The following is a 22958-nucleotide window of genomic DNA, read 5'->3' on the forward strand; positions in this document are numbered from 1 at the left end:
ATATTCATTAAGCAATTAAATAATAATATAGAAATTAATGCTTTATACTTATAACCACTAACGATGAAAATGACCAACATAACGTGCTTGGTCTCCTAGCATTTCTTCAATGCGAATAAGCTGATTATATTTTGCCAATCTATCTGAGCGTGCAAGTGAACCAGTTTTAATTTGCCCACAATTTGTTGCAACCGCAAGATCAGCAATAAAAGCATCTTCCGTCTCACCTGAACGATGAGATACGATGGCACGATAACCTGCTTTATGAGCTGTTTCTACGGCATCAAGCGTCTCACTTAACGTGCCAATTTGATTAACTTTAATAAGGATAGAATTGGCAACACCCATTTTTATACCATCGCGCAAACGAGCCGAGCTTGTGACAAACAAATCATCACCAACAAGCTGACATTTTTTACCAATGGAATCAGTAAGCAACTTCCACCCCTCCCAATCATCCTCAGCCATCCCATCTTCAATTGTAATAATTGGATAAGCTTTAACAAGTTGAGCTAAATAATCTACCTGCTCTTGAACATCACGATACCTTCCTTCACCTTCATAAAAATATGAACCATTTTTATAAAATTCCGTTGAAGCACAATCTAAGCCAATAGCAATTTGCTCTCCTGGCTTATATCCACATGCTATTATAGATTCCATAATAAAATCAATTACTTGCTCAGCACTTTTCAATTGAGGTGCAAAACCACCTTCATCACCAACATTAGTATTATAACCTGCATCCTTTAAACGTTTTTTTAATGTATGAAAAACCTCAGCACCATAACGTACTGCTTCTTTCAGTGTAGGTGCTCCTACGGGAATAATCATAAATTCTTGAAAATCAATAGAGTTATCCGCATGGACGCCACCATTAATAATATTCATCATTGGTGTCGGAAGAACATGCGCTTGAGTACCACCAATATAACGATACAAAGGTAAATGCAACGATTCTGCTACCGCTTTTGCAACTGCCAATGAAACACCGAGAATAGCATTAGCACCCAGACGCTCTTTATTTGGCGTTCCATCCAAAGCGATCATCGCTTGATCAATGGCTATTTGATTCCTTGCATCTCGTCCACCTAGCTCCTCAAGAATTTCCCCATTTACTGCAGCAATCGCTTTTTCAACACCTTTACCTTGGTAGCGCATACCACCATCACGCAGCTCTACAGCTTCATGCCCCCCCGTTGACGCTCCAGAAGGAACAATAGCACGACCCAAAATGCCATTTTCTAAGTAAACATCAACTTCTACCGTTGGATTACCTCTACTATCAAGTACTTCACGCCCAATAATATCAACAATAACAGTCATGTAAATTTCCTTATCCAACGAAAATTCTGTTTCATCTTCAACTCCATAATGATGGAATATTCTTTAAATTGTGCATTCAATTTACTTTCTTAGATAAGCAATCAAATTTTATTAAAGTCTCAAGCAATCTTTGTAAATTATCAATTTTAACCATATTAGGCCCATCAGAAGGCGCATTGTCTGGATCTTGATGCGTTTCTAAAAAAATACCAGCAACTCCAACAGAGACAGCTGCACGCGCTAAAATTTCAACAAATTGACGCTGCCCACCAGATGAATTGCCTTGACCACCTGGCTCCTGAACAGAATGCGTTGCATCAAAAATTACAGGAGCACCAAATGAACGCAAAACAGGCAATGAACGCATGTCAGAAACAAGTCGATTATAACCGAATGAAGTTCCCCGCTCACAAAGCATAACATTAGGATTACCGCTTTGAGTAACTTTTTTTAAAACATTCTCCATATCCCATGGAGCTAAAAATTGACCTTTTTTAATATTGATAACACATCCCGTTTTAGCGGCTGCTACCAAAAGATCTGTTTGACGGCATAAAAAAGCAGGTATTTGCAAAACATCTACCGTTGAAGCAACAGCAATACACTGCTCTTCTGTATGCACATCAGTTAAAACTGGGCAACCAAATTCCTTTTTTAAATCAGAAAAGATAGCTATAGCTTTTTCAAGACCGATACCACGTGCAGCACTAAGAGACGTCCTATTGGCTTTATCGTAACTGGATTTATAAATGAACCCAATACCAACTTGATCTGCAATTGTCTTTATCCGACCAGCCATTTCAAACGCATGATCTCGACTTTCCATCTGACATGGACCCGCAATTAAGGCAAGAGGCGCTTCATTTGCAAAAATAACATTTCCAACTTTTACAACAGCATTTGGTTGAAACATTTTATTCCTCAAAAGCAAATAACAAAATTTATCAGTTAAACCAATCTACTTTGTTCTACAGTAGCTTCAATAAAAGAAGAAAAAAGTGGATGTGGATCAAATGGACGTGATTTTAGTTCTGGGTGATATTGAACACCAATAAACCATGGATGATCTGCATATTCTATCGTTTCTGGCAAAATACCATCTGGAGACATACCTGAAAGAATCAAACCACACTGCTCCAACGTGCTTTTATAATCAATATTCACCTCATAACGATGACGATGTCGCTCGTAAATCCTTGTCATCCCATAAATTTTAGCAATATGGCTACCTTCTTTTAATTCAGCAGCAAAAGAACCAAGACGCATTGTACCACCAAGATCTCCACATTTTGTACGTTTTTCTAAGACATCTCCTTTGAGCCATTCTGTCATTAAACCTACAATTGGATTCTTTATCTCAGTCTGGCAAAACTCACTAGAAGAAGCATTCTTAATATGTGCAATATTACGCGCAACTTCTATACAAGCCAATTGCATTCCAAAACAAATACCTAAAAAAGGAACTCTTTGCTCTCGCGCAAATCGAATCGCTTGAATTTTACCCTCTGCACCGCGCAATCCAAAAGCACCGGGAACTAAAATTCCATGGACTTTTTGTAAATAAGGCACCGGATCTTCTCTTTCCAAAAGCTCTGCATCAATCCAATCAATATTAACCTTCACTTTATTGGCTAATCCACCATGCATAATCGCTTCAGTAAGAGATTTATAAGCATCTTTCAGCCCTGTATATTTTCCAACAACTGCAATTATCACCTCTCCTTCAGGATGGTGAATCCGATACGTGATATCTCTCCAACGATCCATTTTCGGTTGAGGTGCTGTATCAATACCAAAAGCAGAAAGAACCTCTGAATCTAACCCTTCTTCATGATATGCTAAAGGAACATCATAAATTGTAGGCATATCTAATGCCTGAATAACTGCACTTTGACGAACATTACAAAAAAGAGATAATTTGCGCTGCTCTGTTTCTGGAATAGGTCGATCTGCACGCACCAATAAAATATCAGGGGCAATACCAATTGATTGTAGCTCTTTGACAGAATGCTGTGTCGGTTTGGTTTTCAATTCACCAGCTGAATGGATATAAGGCATTAATGTGAGATGTACACAAACAACACTATTCCTTGGCAATTCATTTCTAAGCTGACGAATTGCTTCAAGAAAAGGCATTGCTTCAATATCACCAACAGTTCCACCTATTTCACACAAAACAAAGTCAAACTCTTCATTTCCCGTAGTAATGAATTTCTTAATTTCATCCGTAACATGAGGAATAACCTGAACTGTTGCTCCTAAATAATCACCGCGTCGCTCTCGCTCAATAATGTTACGATAAATGCGTCCTGTTGTAATATTATCTTGGCTACTTGCAGAATATCCAGTAAAACGCTCATAATGCCCAAGATCGAGATCCGTTTCTGCACCATCGTCAGTCACAAAAACCTCGCCATGCTGATAAGGCGACATAGTGCCTGGATCAACATTTAAATAAGGATCAAGCTTGCGGAGCCGTACACGATATCCGCGAGCTTGTAATAACGCGGCTAACGCCGCTGCTGCGATGCCTTTCCCAAGGGAAGAAACCACACCACCAGTAATAAAAACATAACGTGCCATAGGCTTATGGTGATAAGCAGTTTGTTATGATTTTTCCAGTAAAAAATGCAGAAAAAAAAATTTTTTTCATAAAAATAAAAAAGGTGAAAAATCACCTTTTTAAAATCTATACTATTTTAAAAACTATCTTGTACTTTTATCACCAGATGTGTCAGATGGATTTTCAAGTAGCGGTGGAACTGGGCTTTCATCAGCAGGAATCATAGGCTTGTTTTGTTCCTGACTAGGAATCGGAACACTACCAAGCTGTTCAAGAATAGAAGGCTGAGACCCATTCTTCAATAACGGTGCAACTTCTGGATTAATTGGAATACGCTTAAGGATATCAGAACTGGAATTTGATATATTTCCAACTACAATGAGCCCAATGGATATTGCAAAAAAACAAAATGCTAAGATAGCAGTCAAACGCGTTAAAGCGTTTTTGGTACCACGAGTTCTCATGAGCCCTGAACCACTACTAACGCCAAGACCGCCACCTTCTGAAGGTTGAAGCAAGACAACACCAACCAAAGCAATGACAACCAAAAAATGAATAACAATGAGTACTGTTTGCATAAATCCTGCTCTTTAAATAATTATTTATGACTATTTTTACATATAAACTGCATATAATCCAAGAAAAAACAAAGATTCTTTCATTATAATCTACGATAAACATCACAAATATTTAAAAAATCAGTTGCTTTTAAACTTGCTTGACCTACTAAAGCACCATTAACGTGAGCAGTGCTTAAGATTTCAAATGCATTGGATGCTTTTACTGACCCACCATAAAGCAAACGCATCTTACACCCTTCATCGCCAAAACGAGCACGCACCTTATGACGAATAAAATCATGTGCTTCTGTAATATCAGCTGAAGTTGCTGCATTCCCCGTACCTATAGCCCACACAGGCTCATAAGCAACAATCATATTTTGGGCTGTTGCACCATCTGGTAAAGATTCTTCAAGCTGTCTCGTGAGAACATTCAACATTTTATTATCTCTGCGCTCTTCTAATGTTTCACCAATACAAACAAGCGCCACAAGACCAGCCCGCCATGCAGCTTGCACTTTAGCACAAACAATCGCATTACTTTCATTATAAACTATGCGACGTTCTGAATGCCCAATAATGACATGACTTGCTCCTGCATCTTTAAGCATAAAGGACGAAATATCTCCAGTATAAGGACCTCTATCATTAAAATGACAATTTTGCCCACCTAAAAGGAGATTTTCACTTCCCAGTGCATCAAAAGCACGCGATAAAAGCGTTGCTGGAATACAAATGAGGACTTCTAATAAACGGCCTAAATCAGAACTAACACCAGCAGCAATAGCGCGCAACTCTCCAAGAGATTCACTTGTTCCCTTCATTTTCCAATTTCCAGCAATCAAAGGCCTAATATTGGAAGACATATTTTTACCTCAAAAGTTATCACAACACGTTTTTTTCTTAAATATCAAATAAAAAAACGAAAGCAAGTCTTTAAAGCTTGCATCTTATATATCTTTATTGCAAATTTCATCACCATTTGATGATAATTGTACTAACTAGCAGATAGGACTAAACGATGCTTGACACCATAAGAAATGCTACAAATTCTTGGGTTTCTAGGTTTTTTCTTGCAATTTTGCTATTATGCTTCATTCTTTTATGGGGTATACCGCAGTTAAATACAAAGAGTGAAAGAGACCTTATAACTTCTGGAAAGTCTACAATAACTGTCAATGGTTATTATCTTGCACTTACTGATCAGAGCTCACGTTTAGCGCTTGCTTCTCACCTTGGACGAATGTTTACGCCAAATGAAATGCAACAATACCAAATCTCCGCTTTTGTTTTCAATCAGTTACAACAAAATGTACTTCTTGATGAACAAGCGCGCAAAATGAAAATTAGCCTTTCAAAAGATGCAATAGCTCGTACCATAAGCGCTGATAATATATTTCAAAAAAATGGAATCTTTAATCAAGATTTGTTTTTTAGCTATCTTCAGCAATTACATGTCAGCGAAAATAATTTTCTCGACTATTACGTCCAAAAAGAAAAGCGCAATCAACTCATTTCAGCTTCACTGTCCGGCATGAAAGCGCCAAACCTTTTTTATAAAGCGCTTGCTCTTTATCGAGAGGAAACCCGTATCGCCGATTACCTGATTATCGATCTAAAAGAGAAGGAAGCAATTGTTCCTCAAAATCAAGAAATATTGCAAAAGTGGTTTGAGACTCATAAGAGTGAATTTCGTGTTCCAGAATACCGCATCGTTTCTTTACTATCTATGAAGCTTGCTGAATTTATAAAACCAAAAAATATTTCAACAGATGAAGTTAAGACTTATTATACTCAGAATTCTTTGCGTTTTACTACTCCTGAAAAGCGTATCATTGAAGAATTACGATTCTCTACACGGGAAGCTGCAGATCATGCAGCAAAAAAAATAGCTGATGGACTAAGTTTTGATGATTTGGTCAAAGCTGAAAAAAAGACTCTCAATGATATAAAAAAGGGACCTTTAGCAAAAAGTGAACTTCCAAATTATTTAGCATCTGAGATTTTTGAACTCAAACAAGGACAAGTTAGCGCTGTAATCAATGATTTAAAAGGACCTGTAATTATTCGTGTCACGCATATAATACCTCCAAGCCCAATTCCATTTGAAAAAGCAGAAAAAAATATTCGCCAAATGCTTGCTCAAAATCATGCTACAGATTATCTACGTAATAGTTATACGGAAATTGAGAATGCTCGCTTTGAAGGAGCCTCTTTTGAAGAGCTTGCTGATAAATATAAGCTGTCTTTACATACAATCACTCTTGATGAAACAGGAAAAACAATTGAAGATACAATACTCACAGATTTGCCTCAAAAAGACATTTTACTAAAATCCATTTATCAAGCAAACGAAGGATCTGATTTTGCTCCACTTCCTCTTCAAGAAGATGGATACCTTTGGTATAAGGTAGATAAGATCATTCCAGCTCGTAACAAAACATTCGAAGAAGCTAAGCAAAATGTTATTACCCAATGGAAACGCGAAGAGATTCAACGTCTTCTCGATAAGAAAGCTGAAGATTTTCTCAAACAACTTTCTGAAGGAAAAAATCTTGTTTTTCTTGCCAATAAATTTGATATCATAAAACAAACAACCCCCCCCCTCCGTCGTCAAGACTCATTTGAGATCTTTGGATCTGAAGGCATTAAAGCATTATTTTCGGGTTCCAAAGGTCATTATGGCATAGTAAAAAACCCTGCCGCAACAAATCGCGTTATTTATCAAGTAAAAGAGGTCATCACACCTAAAAACATTACAGAACACACCCTCTCACCTGATATTCGTACTAAGATAGATGCAATGATAAGAGAAGATCTCCTATTAGAAATGCTAAAAGTTGCAAATAAAGAACATCCTATAAAAATTAATAATGCTAATTATAATCAAATCTTCAATACTGCTCAGTAAAAATGTTATAGATGATTTTAAATATTTATTTAATAAAGCTGTGATCAACATTTCCCTTATCATAAAAGGAAAAACTTTTTTCTGATACTTGAATGGGTATTATCTATGTAAGTAATTAATATCTATGTAAGTAATTAATTTTTTTAATTGTGCAATCTATGAAGAATCGTAAATAAAATCAGAAAATAGTTTATCCATTCAACATATTAAGGAATGTTACCTATCAAAATTGTTTTTTTTAAATAAAGTATAGACTCATGATCAATTCGCAGCATAAATGCAAATTTTGCTGTAGCGAATGGAGATTTTTTCATCAAAATAGAGTTATATCTCATCAAAAAGAGAATACACTATCTGTATTTTATCTAAAAATTAGCTAATGTATTGTACAAATCTGGCCTTATATTTGCATTTTTATAATTAGTTACTAGCGCATCTTATCACAGAAAAGGCACAATACAAATTAAGAAATATATATAATTTTTAAAATGATAAGTTAAATTATTAACAATTTTTAAATCATTTTATCAACTTATCAGCATTTCTCAAAATAACTACGAAACAAATTTAAATCATAATATCATTTTTATCCTCAATACAGAAAGCCCACCTACATTTCTAATGTTTTCTTATTTTTAATTACACTCTTTTATCCTTTATAATATTCTGGGAAAAGTTTTTCCCATCGCAGCCTTTGTTATCAGCCAATAGCGGCGGAGTAATGGTAAAGTTGCACTTTCCTGAAAAACTGCAGCCCCCAACTGTGTTGCTTTTTGAAGAGATGCTGGCAGAATTACCAATGGAAGAAATGCTGGTTTAAGTGTTTTAGGCAAAGTAATAGAATGCTCACAAAACTTAATATAGTGATTTCGTGATAGCGCTACCATAGCATCAATAATATAGCGCTTTTGTTCATCATTGATATAATCAGACTCCAATTTTTCCCTATCCACTCCTACAGCTTTTAACATATCAGTAGGGAAATAACATTGATATTTTTGTCGCATAAATGATAAAAGACGCAACACACCGCTTAATTTTTGAGCAATTCCTCCATGTTTACAAGCATCTGTAAATTTTTGTGCAGCATCAAAATCTAATATCTGACAAGAGAGCTGTAAAATTATACTCGCTGTCTTACCACAATAAGATTCAAGATCATGAATAGTTGGTATAGGCTCATGATAAAGATCTAAGATATGCGCATCACAATACTGTAAAAAAGCCGACTTAGGCAAATTGAAAGAAGTAATTGCCATAAATAAATCATTCAAAATCGGATTGCTTTTGCTACTGTGCATCTCATTATTGTCTATAGCATCATACCACCAACGTAGTCTCATCTCACCAATGAGGGGATCACGGACGTTTTCGTGAATACGGGCAACTTCTGCATTAAAAGCATAAAGAGCAGCTAATGCTCTGCGCTTTTCTTTAGGCACAAATAAAACCGATATATAGCGATCACGATCCGTAGCACGTAAAATATCTAAACAATAAGGAAGAAAATTTGTCATTTTAGAAGGTTTAATAAATGGTGCTCCTACTGATATAGACAAAAGCGTAATGTAAAGATGAAAAACAATTATAAATTATTAATGATTATCAGTGTTTTCTAATCGCTGTGAAATTCAAAATAACATAAATAATTTTTATCTTCATATATTTCAAGTTATTAGTTTAGATGATACAATAGAAGATATTCCCGTGATATATTTAACGCTTATCATGCTTATTTAATAAGAATAAATTTAGCATATCTAACAAGTGAGGTATTTTGGATTTACAATGTACGTGACAATTAAATGAAGTATTTAAGTTATTTATAAACATTAATCAGGAATAATTTTTATTTACCCTCACAAAAAGATTTAATGTCATACCCCTAGGTATCTAAAGACAAATCTTGAAAAAAATACTTTACGCTTAAACACAGGGATTTTAGGCATAAAATTACTTACCTTACATATAGTGTAATAGCTAAAATGTATCTTAATAAAGATGTCTATAATTCCATGTGTTCTCTAAAAAATATTCTATTTTTTATTTCCTTAACGAGGTAAAACCTGAACATAGCGCGCAAATGGTGCAATTTTGTGAGCTATGATCTGCGCTTTAGTAGTTAATCAGCTCATTTACGTCTCAAAATATACCACATAAAATGATGAAGAGCAGATTGAACACATCAACAAAGTTGTTAAAATCTTTTTAGCAGAGATAGAAAAAGATATGAAACAAATCTTGACAAACACCACTTAAGACTACGGAAATACTTTCCTTCGCCAAGCATCTCCTGCCCTCTCGCATAACAATTTTTATCAAACGCATGATTCGCTTCACAAGTAAGTTGCATCTAAAATTAAGAAACTAAACGTGACATATCATCCACCTACTGTGATACAATCAGCAATTGCTTGCGCTTTAAGAGAAGCTAAAAACAAAGAAGCGAATTAATAGAAACTAAACCTACTAGGGAATTGTTAACCTATCTTAAAATTGGAATTGAAGCACCTAAGATAGTTATTCATCTAGAAAAATTATTAAATTTGTACAAAGAATGAATATTACGAACCTTTACTCTCTAAGATGTAAAATTCCTATATCTTAACCACGTTCTCCTCATCTTGTTTAATTACCCAATATGATTAAAATCGTATGACATGTACATATTGGTCATGAACTACGGCGTAGAATAAACGAAACCTACGAAATACAAAAATTTATAAACAGCTATAAAGCGCACTTGCCGAATTGCAAAGCATCATCCCACTCAGCCTAAACCAGAAAAACTTATTGAAGATTTATTTGCATAGCTTCTTAAATAATATTTAATAACATTAATTAGTATTGGTATATAGCTTCGCTAAAGGTAAAAAAGTAAAAAGAATCCACTCTTATGAAAACATGGGTTTCCCTAAGAAACTCTCCATACAGAGAAAAAAATATATATGGCTGTAATTGAACGGCGCACCGAAACACTTGAAAACACAAATTTTTTTGGTAAAAACGAGCATCTCTTAAAATGAGTCATTAATAAAGGACTTTTTGAAAATCACCCAACCTTAGAAATTAAATATCTACCTCTCAAAAAAACAAGGATAGCTTTCCAGATTTAACAGGAGAAAACTTAAAAAATATTATAAACTAACAGCATCATGGTGCATATGAACATGTCTAGATTGATGTTCTTCTTTACATGGATGGGATTGCGACATGATAATGCCATACGAATCGGTTGGAAAAAATGTAAAGAGTAACATTGTTTATTTTAAAACGAAAAACAGCAAATTTTAAGCAAATATTTTTCTTATTATTTTACCTGAACTAGCTGTAATGTTTTGAACTGATCCTATTGAAAATGAAACATTCATTTGCTGTCGGTTACAAAAAAACTGATCAAAGAAAGTTTTAGTGTCTCATTTTATAAAACGTCTATCCAAAAAAGTATTAAAAAATCTGCACATGGATTAAGAAAATCATTAGCAACACGAGCTGCTCACTCAGGTAAACGTCACCAAAATTAAAAGCACCTTTAGACTAAACAGAAAACAGTATAGCATTTCCTTACACTAAAAATTCTGACCGCAAAAGACTCACTCTTTAAGCAATAAAGCTCAAAAATGAAGGATAAATTCAAAAAAATTTAATAGAGTTAATATCTATAATACAATTTCCTCATATTGAATTAAAATATTGATTTTTTTTATATTGATCACTCTACCGCAAACAATAATGCAGCAACTGCACGATCTTCAGCTAGCAGAACATTGAATGTACGCACCGCTGCTCCCGTACTCATTGTATCCGATGAAATTTGCTTTTCTCGTAAAAGTACTCGTAATTCTTCAGGTAACCGCAATAATTCAATTCCCGTGCCTATCAGTAAGACCTCAATCTTATTTGATTCCGCTAAAACACGAGACATATTCTCTTGAGTAGGGATAGGCTCTATCATGTCAACACCGTAAATACCTGATGGTACACAAATAATAGAACCTCTATGGGACATATCAGCGAAACGAAAACCACCATTACCATAAGCATCAATAGGTGCACGCCCTGGAAAATGCGCTTCACGAATTTGAATTGCATGGAACATAAATAAATGCCCTTTACTTTTGAAAACCTAATTGTTTTTTTCTTTCAAATCCTGCAAAGAACCAATAACAAATATTGATATACCAATAATAATTACAGCACAGCAATGTTGATGCAAAACCTTTCACATCAAGATACCATTCTAACAATATACAAAAAGCAACACATAAAACTTTTTCAAATAATATGAAAAAATTTGCAATAAAACATAGCCAAATGCCACATCCATTTAAACATATCCATTTAAAAAACTTTATACTGTATCCTATGCGCTTACAAACATACAACTTCTCTCATAGAGAATAACAATACTAGAAAAATAAAAGGGGAACAAAAACTGTTACAACATTCAATTCAAAACAATTCTTAAAAACAAAAGTAATCCTACAAAAAACAAGTCAATAAAAATATGATTTTTGATTGGTATAGAATCACCCACTTAACAAAGCGGCTTTTATACAAAAGCCACCTAATTTTATCATGAAACAAGTATCCATAACAGATATTTGCTAAATAACGTACATTTTTTTTAGCAAGCCAACACACTTGTAAACTATTCAATAAATTGACAATTACATTTTAAGATTTATCGTCCTTTGATAAAACTTTTTCCTCTTTTGATGCATCCACATCTTCTTTCACTATAGCTTTAGATTTTTTCTGTTCTTTTATTTTAGTATTAGATTTTGACTTTTTTTCAGAAATTGGTCTGCCTTTTACGCGAACATCAGCCAATGTAGAATGGACAACACGAACATGCATGCCATCACCAATTTCAATCTCTAATTCTCCACTTTCATCATAAACTTTTGTTACTTTTCCTATAATGCCACCCCCCGTTATAACTGTATCACCACGGCGTACAGCATCAAGCATCTCTTGCCGCTTTTTCATTTGCACACGCTGTGGACGAATGATAAAAAAATACATAATCCCAAAAACCAGAATAAATGGAATGAATGTAACAAGTGAACTCCCGTTGGAAACACCGCCTGCAACTTGAGCATAAGCGTCATTAATAAACATTTTTATCTCCTATGGTTAAACTTTAGGTATTTCCCGTTTTACTAAAATAAACTTTTGCTTCAGAAAAAAGAGCTTTTTTAAAAATACATACGTAGCGATAACTACACAAAGTAGTCATAGCCTTATCGAGAAGCAATAAATCTTTAAGAAGCGGAAGGCAACGGGCAAATTTTTTTAAGGAACAGATTTATTTTTCTTTTTTCATATCATGAATATGAACATTTTTACTAATCAAAAAAACAAATGATACAAGGTAATTTTTTTACCTTCCTAATTAAACCAATTAACCGAAGCTATAAAATTTTAAGCTTAATAGTATAAACCTAAATTATATCAATTACTTTGCTTAAAACCTGTTAAGCTACACATTTCTAAAATACAGCCATTATCAGTTAATTTTCTAAATACTGAGCAGGATCAACAGGTAAGGAACTTTTACGTATCTCAAAATAAACACGTGGGGTTTTAACATTTCCTGAAATACCAGATTTTGCAATTTCATCACCGCGCCGTACTCTTTGCCCTCTAGAAACGACAAGCCTGCTATTATGTCCATAAATAGTAACAATATCACCTTCGTGCCGAATCATAACAACATTTCCAAGATCTTTTAGCCCATCACTCGCATAGATAACAATACCATTTTCCGCCGCCTTTACCGATGAGCCTTCAGGTACAGCGATGTCTACTCCCCGATTAGTTTTTATTCCTTTTTTTTGACCAAATTTGCTTAATAAACGCCCTCGTACTGGCCAGCGCATCTTAGAAATCCCTGTAGCTTGAGGAGGGAGAGCATGATCATTACCGGTATCAATAATTGTACTTGATAAACCAATTCTATGATTATGCTTAGAAGAATTTTTCTCAATATGTGACCTGTTAGTTTTTGCAGAAGGAGCAATTGGTACAGGAGTCTTAGATAAAGGTAGAGCCTTATTATATTTTGTAGAGGACGCTGCTTGGGACTGAAGTGAAGACTCTGTTGTTGATGTAAGTAAATTATAATTTTGAGCATTTGAAGCTACTGCTGTATGCCTATCTGGAACCATAAGCACCTGACCGATATAAATGGAATTATTACTTATACCATTTGCTGACTTTAATGAATCAACACTAACTCCTATTTGTTTTGCAATACTTAACAATGTATCCCCACTTTGAACAATATAAGAATTTTTCTGAAAAACAGAAGTATCATTCATTTGAGAACGAGAAAGCGCTTCCAGATTACGCGGTGGTGTTCCTATAATTCGTCCATCCGAAGAAGATCCCCCGCCTTGTCTTTGTGAATTATATTGAGCATTTTCGTAACCCCATGAATTCTTATTCTGCTCTACAGGAGGCAATTCAGTGCTTTGTATAACACTATCCGATAGCATTTTCGGATAAGCAAATGTGGTTTCCTGAGTATTCGATCCAGTAAAATTTGCATTACCAGAGAACATATTAGCAAAACGCTGCGTATTAGAACTACATCCCGCAAGAACTACCGTTATTGCAAAAAAAGCTATTCCTCGAAAATTAAACCGAAAAATATTACCCAAAACCTTTAAACACATAGTTTTGCTCACTCACCAACACTCAACTCGCTTTATTAAAGCTTTTTAATATTACCTAAGAGTTAAAATTAAGTACTCTACCCATAAATATCTTTACAATAAGATCAAAATGAATTTATAATTCACTGCAAAAATATAATGATTAAAGACAAAATATTTTTGCAGTAGCTTAATCTATAAATCAAAGCACTTCCGCAACGCCTTCAATAAAGGGCTGATAACGGACGTGAAACATTTCTGAGCATTGGAATTGGCTGCCATTTTTTATATAACGCTTGACAATTTGTACTCCTTCGTCTGGTCCTATAGCTTGAATAAGAATTCCGTTTTCCGTTAAAAGCTCTAAAAATTTTTTTGGTTCATCTGAGCGTGATGGCCAAATGAGAATACGATCAAACAATCCCAAATCTGCAACAATACAGCTTCCATCAATCTGCCGCACAACAATATTTTCAATTCCCAAAGTTTGAAACTTTTGTTGCGCTAAATTAATAAGCGTTTTGTAGCGATCAACGGTTGTCACACGATCACTCAGACATGCCATAAGAGCAGTACAAAAACCAGAACCTGTACCAATTTCTAAGACACGATGCTTTTTTTTCAATGACAATGCAAAAAGAATTAAAAGCTGTTCTTCCAAACGTTCAATATATTCACCACATTCAATGGGAATAACTTTATTATCATAAGCACTATTAAACCAAGGAGCAGCAACAAATTGCTGACGCGGAATCTTCTCAAACGCCGCAAAAAAGCTAACATCATCGATCCCTTTACTGCGCATTTTCAGTACAAGACCTGCCAACTTTTCACGAAATTGTAAAATACCCTTTTGCCCCATAGCGTCATTCAAGCTCCAATGGAATAGCTATCTAGTTGTACGCGCAAGCCACTTAAAAAACAGAAAAACTTTGCGTTTATATACTATCATCTGTCTAATAAATGCATGATAATTCTATTTTTATAAAACTATGCAGTAATACAGCGCACACCTCTCATATAGGGCTGTAAAGCATCTGGAACAATAATTGATCCATCAGCCTGCTGATAATTCTCTAAAATAGCGATAAGACAACGACCAACAGCAGTACCAGAACCATTAAGACTATGAACGAAATGTAACGTTTTATCATCTTTTTTACGATACCGAGCATTCATACGCCGCCCTTGAAAATCTCCACAAACTGAACAACTAGAAATCTCACGATAACATTCCTGTCCAGGGAGCCAAACCTCAATATCATAAGTTTTACGTGCAGCAAACCCCATATCTCCAGTAGAAAGAACAACCGTACGAAAAGGCAAACCAAGCCGTTTTAACACATCTTCTGCACATTCCGTCATACGCTCCAGTTCAATTAAAGATTGCTCTTCAGTCGTAATCGACACCATTTCTACTTTCCAAAACTGGTGTTGACGCAACATACCACGTGTATCACGACCTGCTGATCCTGCCTCTGAACGAAAACAAGGGGTTAAAGAAGAAAACCGCAGTGGTAGATCTGATCCTTCAAGGATTTCGTTGTTCACTAAATTGGTTAACGGCACTTCTGCTGTAGAAATAAGCCACCGACCATCTGTAATCCGAAAAAGATCATTAGCAAATTTTGGCAATTGCGCAGCTCCATAAACAATTTCATCTCGAACAAGAAAAGGAACTGAAACCTCTGTATAACCGTGCTCATAAACATGCACATCAAGCATAAATTGACCCAATGCGCGTTCAAGCCGTGCTAATGCACCTGAAAGCACTGTGAAGCGTGTACCCGACAAACGGCTTGCGCGCTCAAAGTCCATCTGCTTAAGATCCTGACCAAGGTCAAAATGTTCCTTTGGTGTAAAATTAAACGTCGGCGGTGTTCCAAAATGCCTAATAACGACATTATCGCTTTCATCTTTACCTTCTGGAACATCATCTAATGGAATATTTGGGAGCGCTGAAAGAACTTTTTCAAGGCTCTCTGTCAACCGCTTTTCTTCCGCTGTAGCAGAAGAAAGAAAGGCTTTAATCTCTTCAACCTCAGCTCTAAGATGCTCAACCCTTTTCTGATCACATACAGCTAAAGCTTGCCCTATTTCTTTTGAAGCTACATTGCGACGCTCCTGCGCAATTTGCACTTTAGCAACATGCGACCGACGCTCAAAATCAAGTTTTATTAATTTTTCTGCTTGTGGCTCAATACCTCTATTCTTCAATGACTTATCTAGTTTTTCAGGATGTTCACGAATCCACTTAATATCAAGCATCAAAATTCCTCATTAACATAATTTCTCTTCATTTCTTATCACATCAAATATTAACTTTTATTAAGAATTTTTTTTCTCTTCTCTATGCAATAAGCGATTAAAATTGAAATCTCGTAAAGAACTATTGTTGGTAAAGCAACTGCAAACATAGTAAAAAAATCCGACGGAGTTATCATCGCAGCAATTACAAAGGAGATGAGAATAGCCCACTTTCGCACTGACACCAACATATGAGATGTTAAAAGCCCCACTTTTGTTAAAAGGCCGGTAACAAGAGGTAGTTGAAAGATCAAACCAAAAATCAGGATAAAGGATGTCATAAAGCTTAAATAATCAGAAATACGAACGATAAACTCTATTCTTAAATGAACATCCGGAAGAAATTGCTGAGAAAGACTAAACCAAAGCATGATTGGCGCAAAAAGAGCATAAACAAACGCACCACCAACAAGAAATAAAATAGGTCCACCAATGAGAAACGGTATAAAAGCCATACGCTCATTTTTATAAAGCCCCGGTGCAATAAAGCTATAAAGTTGAAAAGCCGTATAAGGAAACGACAAAATAGCTGCCCCAAAAGCAGCAAGTTTCATTTTTGTTAAAAAAGTTTCCCATACTTGCGTTGATTGCAAATGAATACTCTCAGGATCACCACCTGATATTTTCATTGCCCACTGATAAGGCCATATCAAAAAATTCAGGATATAATCTTTAATAAAGAAACACATAATAAAAGCTATGAAAAATATGACTAACGCAGCAATAATTCGCTGACGAAGCTCAATTAAATGTTCCAAAAGCGGGAGCATATTGGCATCAATTTCATCTCTTTTGGAACTCATGACACTCTTTCTTTAGATTTAGAAGCTATAGAAACGCTATCAGAACTATGATATCCAACAGATACCTCTAAATCTTCATTGGTTTCACTTTGATCACATCTCAAAATTTTCTTATCTTTTTTTGGTTTATGGTGTGTTATATTTACATCAAGATTATCGTGAATACCCCTGACTGTGTCGTGAATTGGATCAAAAACCTCTGTCAATTCTTTATGCGAATTAGGATTGCTGATATCTGATAATGTTTTTTGCAAATCGTTTAATTCGACGTGTCTCATTGCATCATCAAACTGATCACGGAATTCATTTGCTGCTGAACGGACATAAGTCATCGCCTTTGCCATTGCTTTCAACATTTTAGGTAAATCTTTTGGTCCAACTACGACGATGAGAACAAGTAAGATTACAAAAAACTCTGATCCATCAATCCCAAACATCGCTTATATTCGATTTCCTCATTTTTGAAAGTAATGCACAATTGCTATTACTTCTTTGTTACTTTAACATATCATTTTCGCAATAAGTATTTTGTCTACTTTAGAGAAGAAGAACCTTTTCTACGCGCTGCTACACGCTTTGCCGATGAAGTTTGAGAATGTTGAGACGCAACATCAGTTGTTTTGGAACAATCGGTCGTTGCAAACTGATCCTCCACATTATCTTCCTCTTTCATATTTTTTTTGAAAGCTTTAATACCTTTAGCAATATCACCCATTAATTCCGAAACCTTACTACGCCCAAAAAGCACAAAGATAACTAGTAAGATTATAATTAAATGCGTTGGTGAAAAAACATTACCCATTACTCTCTCTCTGCGTTTAAATTTGATCTTATCTGCTCATGCTTCACCGATAAAAATATACAAAACTTAACTGTAGCTTATCTTGTATATTTACTTTTAAACTAAAGGTAACCGCACGTGCTTTAACTGCAAACTATTTTTCAACCAATCTCCGTTTTGACTTAACTTATTACAACAAACTCACATAAATCAAAAGTCAAAAGGCTTTAAAACTTTTCTTCTAAAGCAATTTCATCTCATTTATCAAGTTGTAAAATCTTAATGCAAACGTTGTGTACACGCTTCAATGCTTTGTCTTTTAAAAATGGTGTCGCATGTGCAACCTCAAATATTTCTTCCAGATTACCATTACAGTGTAAAACAATATCACAATCTGCTACAAAAATTTTACGTGTTAAATTTGAAAACTTTTTTGAAAATGCACTCCTCTGAAAGAACTTTTATTGATATATCATCTAATATTAAAAACCCATAAAAACCTATCTTTTTACGAGTAACATCATTCTCAATAACTCTTTCAGACAGCCTTGCAGGTAACTTATCGTTAATTGCTTCATAAACAATATGAGCAGTCATCTCAGCTGGCAAGTGAACCATTTTTTAAAGACACAAAATCATATTTCTTCAAAATATTAAATTGGTGCATTGGCACATGCTAACTCAAAATGTATATCAGAAAATGCTCGGCTATGCCTAAGAATATATTTCCTCACTAGTAAAATGCCTCCCCATCCAGAAGCCCTTCGCAGCAGCATATTCTAAAGCTGTTACTATTTCTCGCTCCTGAGCATAATTACGTGTTCCGATAACATCATGCGCTTCAGGCTACCGGAACGTCTGAGATAGGAAGACAATTGGCATTTACCAAATTTAATTAAATTAAAAGCGTGAAGCTGAGACATAATCCATGCAACACGAATTCTCTTATCTGAATTTTTATAGAACTTCCCCAAAACTTCAGCGGCTAGATAACAAGATACTAAAAATAGAAGTAAACGCCGCACCTTCTCCCTCTTCCTGATCAATAAAAATCCAGAAACTGATTAGTCTAACAGATCTTTTACCAAACATTTAAAATGTATAAACCTAGCAATAACGTAAAAAATATTTTAAAATGCGTCAGGGATAATACACAATACAACAGTAAGATATCATAGAACAATCTAGAAATTATACTGTTTTAAGCATTGTGTTTCTTTCACTACCTCTTACAAAGTCGTATAACAACAGAATGCTTGAGATCTAAATTTGTAAAAATATCGCTGCACTACTTTTAAAAAAGCTTTTTTGCATCTTGTATGGCTAAATTAAAATGCTTGGCGTACATCGTTGTAATTGCTAATTGATTAACGAAATTCCTATGTGAATTTTTGCAATATAAAGTATACTAACTTATTTTCTTATAAAAATACACCAAGATAAAAAGAACGCATTTCGATAAAATTTGCCAACTTTATAGGAAGTGTTTTATGTAAAGCAGTCAAAAAAAATAAACAATGTAAAAAAACACCTATAGCCACAGGATATTTTATGAAATTACTCAAAAGTCTTTTAAAAGATAACAAAGCTTTGGACAGAAAAGAGTTTTTCTTTTAAAAGGATAGATTCTGAATTTGAGAAGAAAAAAATTAAATAGTTTCTCATCACAACAAAATTTCTACTCCAATCAGCTAATGAACAACGCTAACAATCTCATAAAATTGTTCTTCAGAACTGCCTTCATGTTTTTTACGAAAAGTAATAACTAAAAAATCATAAGACATTATATTATAATATATTGTTTATAAGAAGAACTACAAACATATAAATAATAATACTTGATAAAAAAGAACACCCCATATGAAAATCTGGATAAACTGAATGAGTCCGAAAAAAAATACAGATTCTTCCAAAAATGAACGAGAAAATCCACCTTTTTTCTCTAACATTACGTGGGATAATGCTAATAAGATCAATAAAGAAAATCAATTAAAAGGTTCCAAACTTATACAAGAATTTGTCAAATGTCTTCCACAAAGGCCAGGGGTTTATAGGATGTTCGATGAAAATGGTGATGTTCTTTATGTTGGCAAAGCACGTAATCTAAAAAAACGCGTTTCAAACTATACCCGTGAACAAGGACACAATAATCGTATTACTAGCATGATTCGTGCAACATACCATATGGAATTTGTTATCACTCATACCGAAACAGAAGCACTTCTCTTAGAAGCAAACCTCATCAAAAAGTTGCGTCCACGTTTTAATATATTACTACGTGATGATAAAAGCTTTCCTTATATTATCATTACTGATGATCATCGAGCACCTGCACTTTACAAGCATCGCGGTGCTAAAACACGAAAAGCGCATTATTTTGGTCCTTTTGCTTCTTCAGGTGCAGTTACACAAGCAATCAACATTTTACAACGCGCCTTTTTATTACGCACCTGTACTGATTCAGTCTTTGAAAACCGTACACGTCCCTGTTTGCTTTATCAAATCAAGCGATGTTCTGCACCGTGTACAGATGAAATTTCGGATAGTGAATATATAGAATTAGTTAAGAAAGCAAAAGCTTTTCTTTCAGGAAAGAGCCAATCAGTTAAAAATGATATGGTGCAAGCTATGCATAAAGTCGCAGAAAATCTTGATTTTGAACAAGCAGCAACCTATCGCGATCGCTTATCTGCCCTATCTCACATACAGAGCCATCAAGGCATTAACCCTCAAACCATTGAAGAAGCAGATGTTTTTGCTATTGCGCAACAGGAAGGAGTAACCTGCATCCAAGTGTTTTTTTTTCGCATGCAACAAAATTGGGGAAATCGAGCTTATTTTCCTAGAGCAGATTCATCCTTTTCTAGTGCTGAAATTTTAGCGAGTTTTCTTGCACAATTTTATGATGATAAACCCCTTCCCAAACTCATTCTTTTGTCTGAATCAATCGAAGAAAAGGAACTTCTTACAGAAGCATTCAGCTTAAAAGCAAATCGTAAAATATTCCTATCTTTACCAAAACAAGGTGAGCGAAAAGCTCTGGTTAAACATGCTTATATTAATGCACATGAAGCACTTGAACGAAAGCTTGCTGAAACAGCGACACATACAAAACTACTTCAGGGTATTGCTAAAACATTCCAACTGTCCCATATCCCACGCCGAATAGAAGTTTATGATAATTCCCATATTATGGGAACAAATGCGGTAAGTGCTATGATTGTTGCTGGTCCAATGGGATTTGTCAAAAATCAATATCTCAAATTCAATATTCGCTCAACAGACATTACGCTAGGCGACGATTTTGGTATGATGAAAGAAGTTATTAAACGAAGATTTTCACGTCTCATCAAAGAGCATGATCTGCCCAATAGCAACAACAACACAAAAGGTAAGGACAGTGATCCTTTTCCCGTTTGGCCTGATCTTATACTAATCGATGGTGGTGAGGGGCAAATAAACAGTGTGCATACAATATTATCTGAATTAAAACTAGATAATCTCATCACAGTAGTGGGAATAGCTAAAGGTGCTAATCGTAGAGCAGGATGTGAACGTTTTTTTGTAAAAGGCAAAGCACCCTTTACACTTCCTCCACGTGATCCTATCCTTTATTTTTTACAACGTTTGCGTGATGAAGCACACCGTTTTGCAATTGGCACGCATAGAGCAAAACGAAAAAAAGAAGCATTCAAAAACCCACTTGATGAAATCGAAGATATTGGTCCTAAAAGAAAACGTGCATTACTTCACCATTTTGGAAGTGCTAAAATTGTTGCCGGCGCGTCTATCGAAGATTTAACAAAAGTTACAGGAATTTCTGCTACGATCGCACAAAAAATTCGTAACCACTTTAATGAAAAATAAATCTTGTTTCGCAATCTTTGCCTTGTTACCTTTATGAAATAAATTATATTTCACAAAGAATTAAAAATGGCTCTATGAAAAATCATACATTTTCTTTTCCTAATATTTTAACTTATGCGCGAATTGTTGCTGTTCCAATGGTTGTTGCTTGCTTTTTTTTAGAAGGACGGCTGCAGTCAAGCGATATCGCGCGTTGGATTGCTGTTTCCATTTTTATAGCTGCGTCCATTACTGATTTTCTTGATGGTTATCTCGCCCGCATTTGGGAACAAACATCCAATATCGGTCGCATGTTAGATCCGATTGCAGACAAACTTCTCGTATCTGCCTGTTTGCTATTACTTGCCGCAGACAGTACCATTGCGGGGTGGACACTATGGGCAGCTATTATCATTCTTTGTCGAGAAATTCTTGTATCAGGATTACGTGAATATCTCGCTGAATTAAAAGTCAGTGTTCCTGTTTCTCGTCTTGCAAAATGGAAAACTTTTGTACAAATGATCGCTATTGTTTTTCTCTTAGCAGGACCAGCAGGCAATAAAATTATCCCTTACACAATAGAATTTGGTATCACTATGCTGTGGATTGCTGCTCTTTTCACATTATGGACAGGTTGGGACTATTTTCGTGCAGGATTAAAACATGTTATTTCATAATAATAGAAACATCCACATGTCTTTTAAAAAATTCTCCCCGAAAACAATCCCCACACAGTGCATTTTGGGATTGCCTAGTTTTTATACGCGTTTTTATTAACTAACAATTTCCATCTCAGAAAACCAAAAAGCAATTTCTGTTTTTGCAGTTTCAGCACTATCTGAACCGTGAACAGAATTTTCACCAATCGACAAAGCATGTATTTTACGAATCGTTCCTTCCTGAGCATCCATAGGATTCGTAGCGCCCATCACTTCACGATTTTTAGCTATTGCGTTTTCCCCTTCTAAAACCTGCACAACAGTTGGACCAGAAGACATAAACTCAACTAATTCACTAAAAAACGGACGTTCTTTATGAACAGCATAAAATTTTTCAGCTTCACGCTGACTCATCCACACACGCTTTGATGCAACAACACGTAATCCTGCATCTTCAAGCATTTTTGTAATCGCTCCTGTTAAATTACGACGTGTTGCATCTGGTTTAATCATCGAAAAAGTACGTTCCACAGCCATTTG

19 protein-coding genes are annotated in these 22958 nt (G+C 35.2%); 3 read left to right on the plus strand and 16 right to left on the minus strand.

The window, feature by feature from the left end; genetic code table 11:
• Positions 1 to 57: 57 nt before the first annotated feature.
• The 5 genes from eno to tpiA form a co-directional block, all read right to left on the minus strand.
• Positions 58 to 1326, minus strand: coding sequence for a phosphopyruvate hydratase (gene eno, locus V4B18_RS06335; protein WP_455475599.1), 1269 nt, complete (start codon positions 1324 to 1326; stop codon positions 58 to 60).
• 76 nt (positions 1327 to 1402) lie between these two features.
• Complete coding sequence (kdsA, locus tag V4B18_RS06340) at positions 1403 to 2239, minus strand: 3-deoxy-8-phosphooctulonate synthase (RefSeq protein WP_455475600.1); 837 nt, start codon at positions 2237 to 2239, stop codon at positions 1403 to 1405.
• Between the two features lie 35 nt (positions 2240 to 2274).
• The gene (locus tag V4B18_RS06345) at positions 2275 to 3909 is read right to left on the minus strand and encodes a CTP synthase (protein WP_455475601.1); all 1635 of its coding nucleotides are present in this window, start codon (positions 3907 to 3909) and stop codon (positions 2275 to 2277) included.
• Positions 3910 to 4032: 123 nt separating this feature from the next.
• Positions 4033 to 4467 carry a preprotein translocase subunit SecG gene (gene secG / locus V4B18_RS06350; RefSeq protein WP_455475602.1) on the minus strand — a complete coding sequence of 145 codons (435 nt, stop codon included), beginning with the start codon at positions 4465 to 4467 and terminating at the stop codon, positions 4033 to 4035.
• An 83-nt stretch (positions 4468 to 4550) separates the two neighbouring features.
• Complete coding sequence (tpiA, locus tag V4B18_RS06355; protein WP_455475603.1) at positions 4551 to 5315, minus strand: triose-phosphate isomerase; 765 nt, start codon at positions 5313 to 5315, stop codon at positions 4551 to 4553.
• A gap of 155 nt (positions 5316 to 5470) precedes the next feature.
• Between tpiA and V4B18_RS06360 the strand changes: the two genes are divergently transcribed.
• Positions 5471 to 7360 (plus strand): peptidyl-prolyl cis-trans isomerase, encoded by a 1890-nt coding sequence (locus V4B18_RS06360; RefSeq protein ID WP_455475604.1) that lies wholly within the window; start codon positions 5471 to 5473, stop codon positions 7358 to 7360.
• Positions 7361 to 8016: 656 nt separating this feature from the next.
• On the opposite strand, the gene V4B18_RS06365 is transcribed toward V4B18_RS06360, so the two are convergent.
• The 10 genes from V4B18_RS06365 to V4B18_RS06410 form a co-directional block, all read right to left on the minus strand.
• Positions 8017 to 8877, minus strand: coding sequence for a phytoene/squalene synthase family protein (locus V4B18_RS06365; protein WP_455475605.1), 861 nt, complete (start codon positions 8875 to 8877; stop codon positions 8017 to 8019).
• A gap of 2195 nt (positions 8878 to 11072) precedes the next feature.
• The gene (locus tag V4B18_RS06370; protein WP_455475606.1) at positions 11073 to 11459 is read right to left on the minus strand and encodes an Mth938-like domain-containing protein; all 387 of its coding nucleotides are present in this window, start codon (positions 11457 to 11459) and stop codon (positions 11073 to 11075) included.
• 578 nt (positions 11460 to 12037) lie between these two features.
• Complete coding sequence (yajC, locus tag V4B18_RS06375; protein ID WP_455475607.1) at positions 12038 to 12484, minus strand: preprotein translocase subunit YajC; 447 nt, start codon at positions 12482 to 12484, stop codon at positions 12038 to 12040.
• A 392-nt stretch (positions 12485 to 12876) separates the two neighbouring features.
• On the minus strand, positions 12877 to 14043 hold the full coding sequence (locus V4B18_RS06380; protein ID WP_455476550.1) for a peptidoglycan DD-metalloendopeptidase family protein: 1167 nt from the start codon (positions 14041 to 14043) through the stop codon (positions 12877 to 12879).
• A gap of 181 nt (positions 14044 to 14224) precedes the next feature.
• Positions 14225 to 14884, minus strand: a complete 660-nt coding sequence (locus V4B18_RS06385) for a protein-L-isoaspartate(D-aspartate) O-methyltransferase (RefSeq protein ID WP_455476551.1) — start codon at positions 14882 to 14884, stop codon at positions 14225 to 14227.
• A gap of 128 nt (positions 14885 to 15012) precedes the next feature.
• Positions 15013 to 16290 carry a serine--tRNA ligase gene (gene serS / locus V4B18_RS06390; RefSeq protein ID WP_455475608.1) on the minus strand — a complete coding sequence of 426 codons (1278 nt, stop codon included), beginning with the start codon at positions 16288 to 16290 and terminating at the stop codon, positions 15013 to 15015.
• A 50-nt stretch (positions 16291 to 16340) separates the two neighbouring features.
• Entirely contained in the window at positions 16341 to 17132 is a 792-nt protein-coding gene (gene tatC / locus V4B18_RS06395) for a twin-arginine translocase subunit TatC (protein ID WP_455475609.1), read from the minus strand.
• Positions 17129 to 17569, minus strand: coding sequence for a Sec-independent protein translocase protein TatB (gene tatB / locus V4B18_RS06400; protein ID WP_455475610.1), 441 nt, complete (start codon positions 17567 to 17569; stop codon positions 17129 to 17131). The genes tatC and tatB overlap by 4 nt, the downstream gene beginning before the upstream one ends.
• A gap of 95 nt (positions 17570 to 17664) precedes the next feature.
• Positions 17665 to 17934 (minus strand): twin-arginine translocase TatA/TatE family subunit, encoded by a 270-nt coding sequence (gene tatA / locus V4B18_RS06405; RefSeq protein WP_455475611.1) that lies wholly within the window; start codon positions 17932 to 17934, stop codon positions 17665 to 17667.
• Between the two features lie 387 nt (positions 17935 to 18321).
• Complete coding sequence (locus tag V4B18_RS06410) at positions 18322 to 18531, minus strand: glycoside hydrolase family 3 N-terminal domain-containing protein (RefSeq protein WP_455475612.1); 210 nt, start codon at positions 18529 to 18531, stop codon at positions 18322 to 18324.
• A gap of 1263 nt (positions 18532 to 19794) precedes the next feature.
• Here V4B18_RS06410 and uvrC point away from each other — a divergent pair.
• Positions 19795 to 21780: an excinuclease ABC subunit UvrC gene (gene uvrC, locus V4B18_RS06415; RefSeq protein ID WP_455475613.1), complete on the plus strand. Its 1986-nt coding sequence runs from the start codon at positions 19795 to 19797 to the stop codon at positions 21778 to 21780.
• Positions 21781 to 21854: 74 nt separating this feature from the next.
• Positions 21855 to 22436 (plus strand): CDP-diacylglycerol--glycerol-3-phosphate 3-phosphatidyltransferase, encoded by a 582-nt coding sequence (gene pgsA / locus V4B18_RS06420; RefSeq protein WP_455475614.1) that lies wholly within the window; start codon positions 21855 to 21857, stop codon positions 22434 to 22436.
• Between the two features lie 96 nt (positions 22437 to 22532).
• Here the strand turns inward: pgsA and ndk are convergent, their stop codons facing one another.
• Complete coding sequence (gene ndk / locus V4B18_RS06425) at positions 22533 to 22955, minus strand: nucleoside-diphosphate kinase (protein WP_455475615.1); 423 nt, start codon at positions 22953 to 22955, stop codon at positions 22533 to 22535.
• Positions 22956 to 22958 lie beyond the last annotated feature (3 nt).

Source organism: Bartonella sp. B17 (assembly GCF_053795755.1).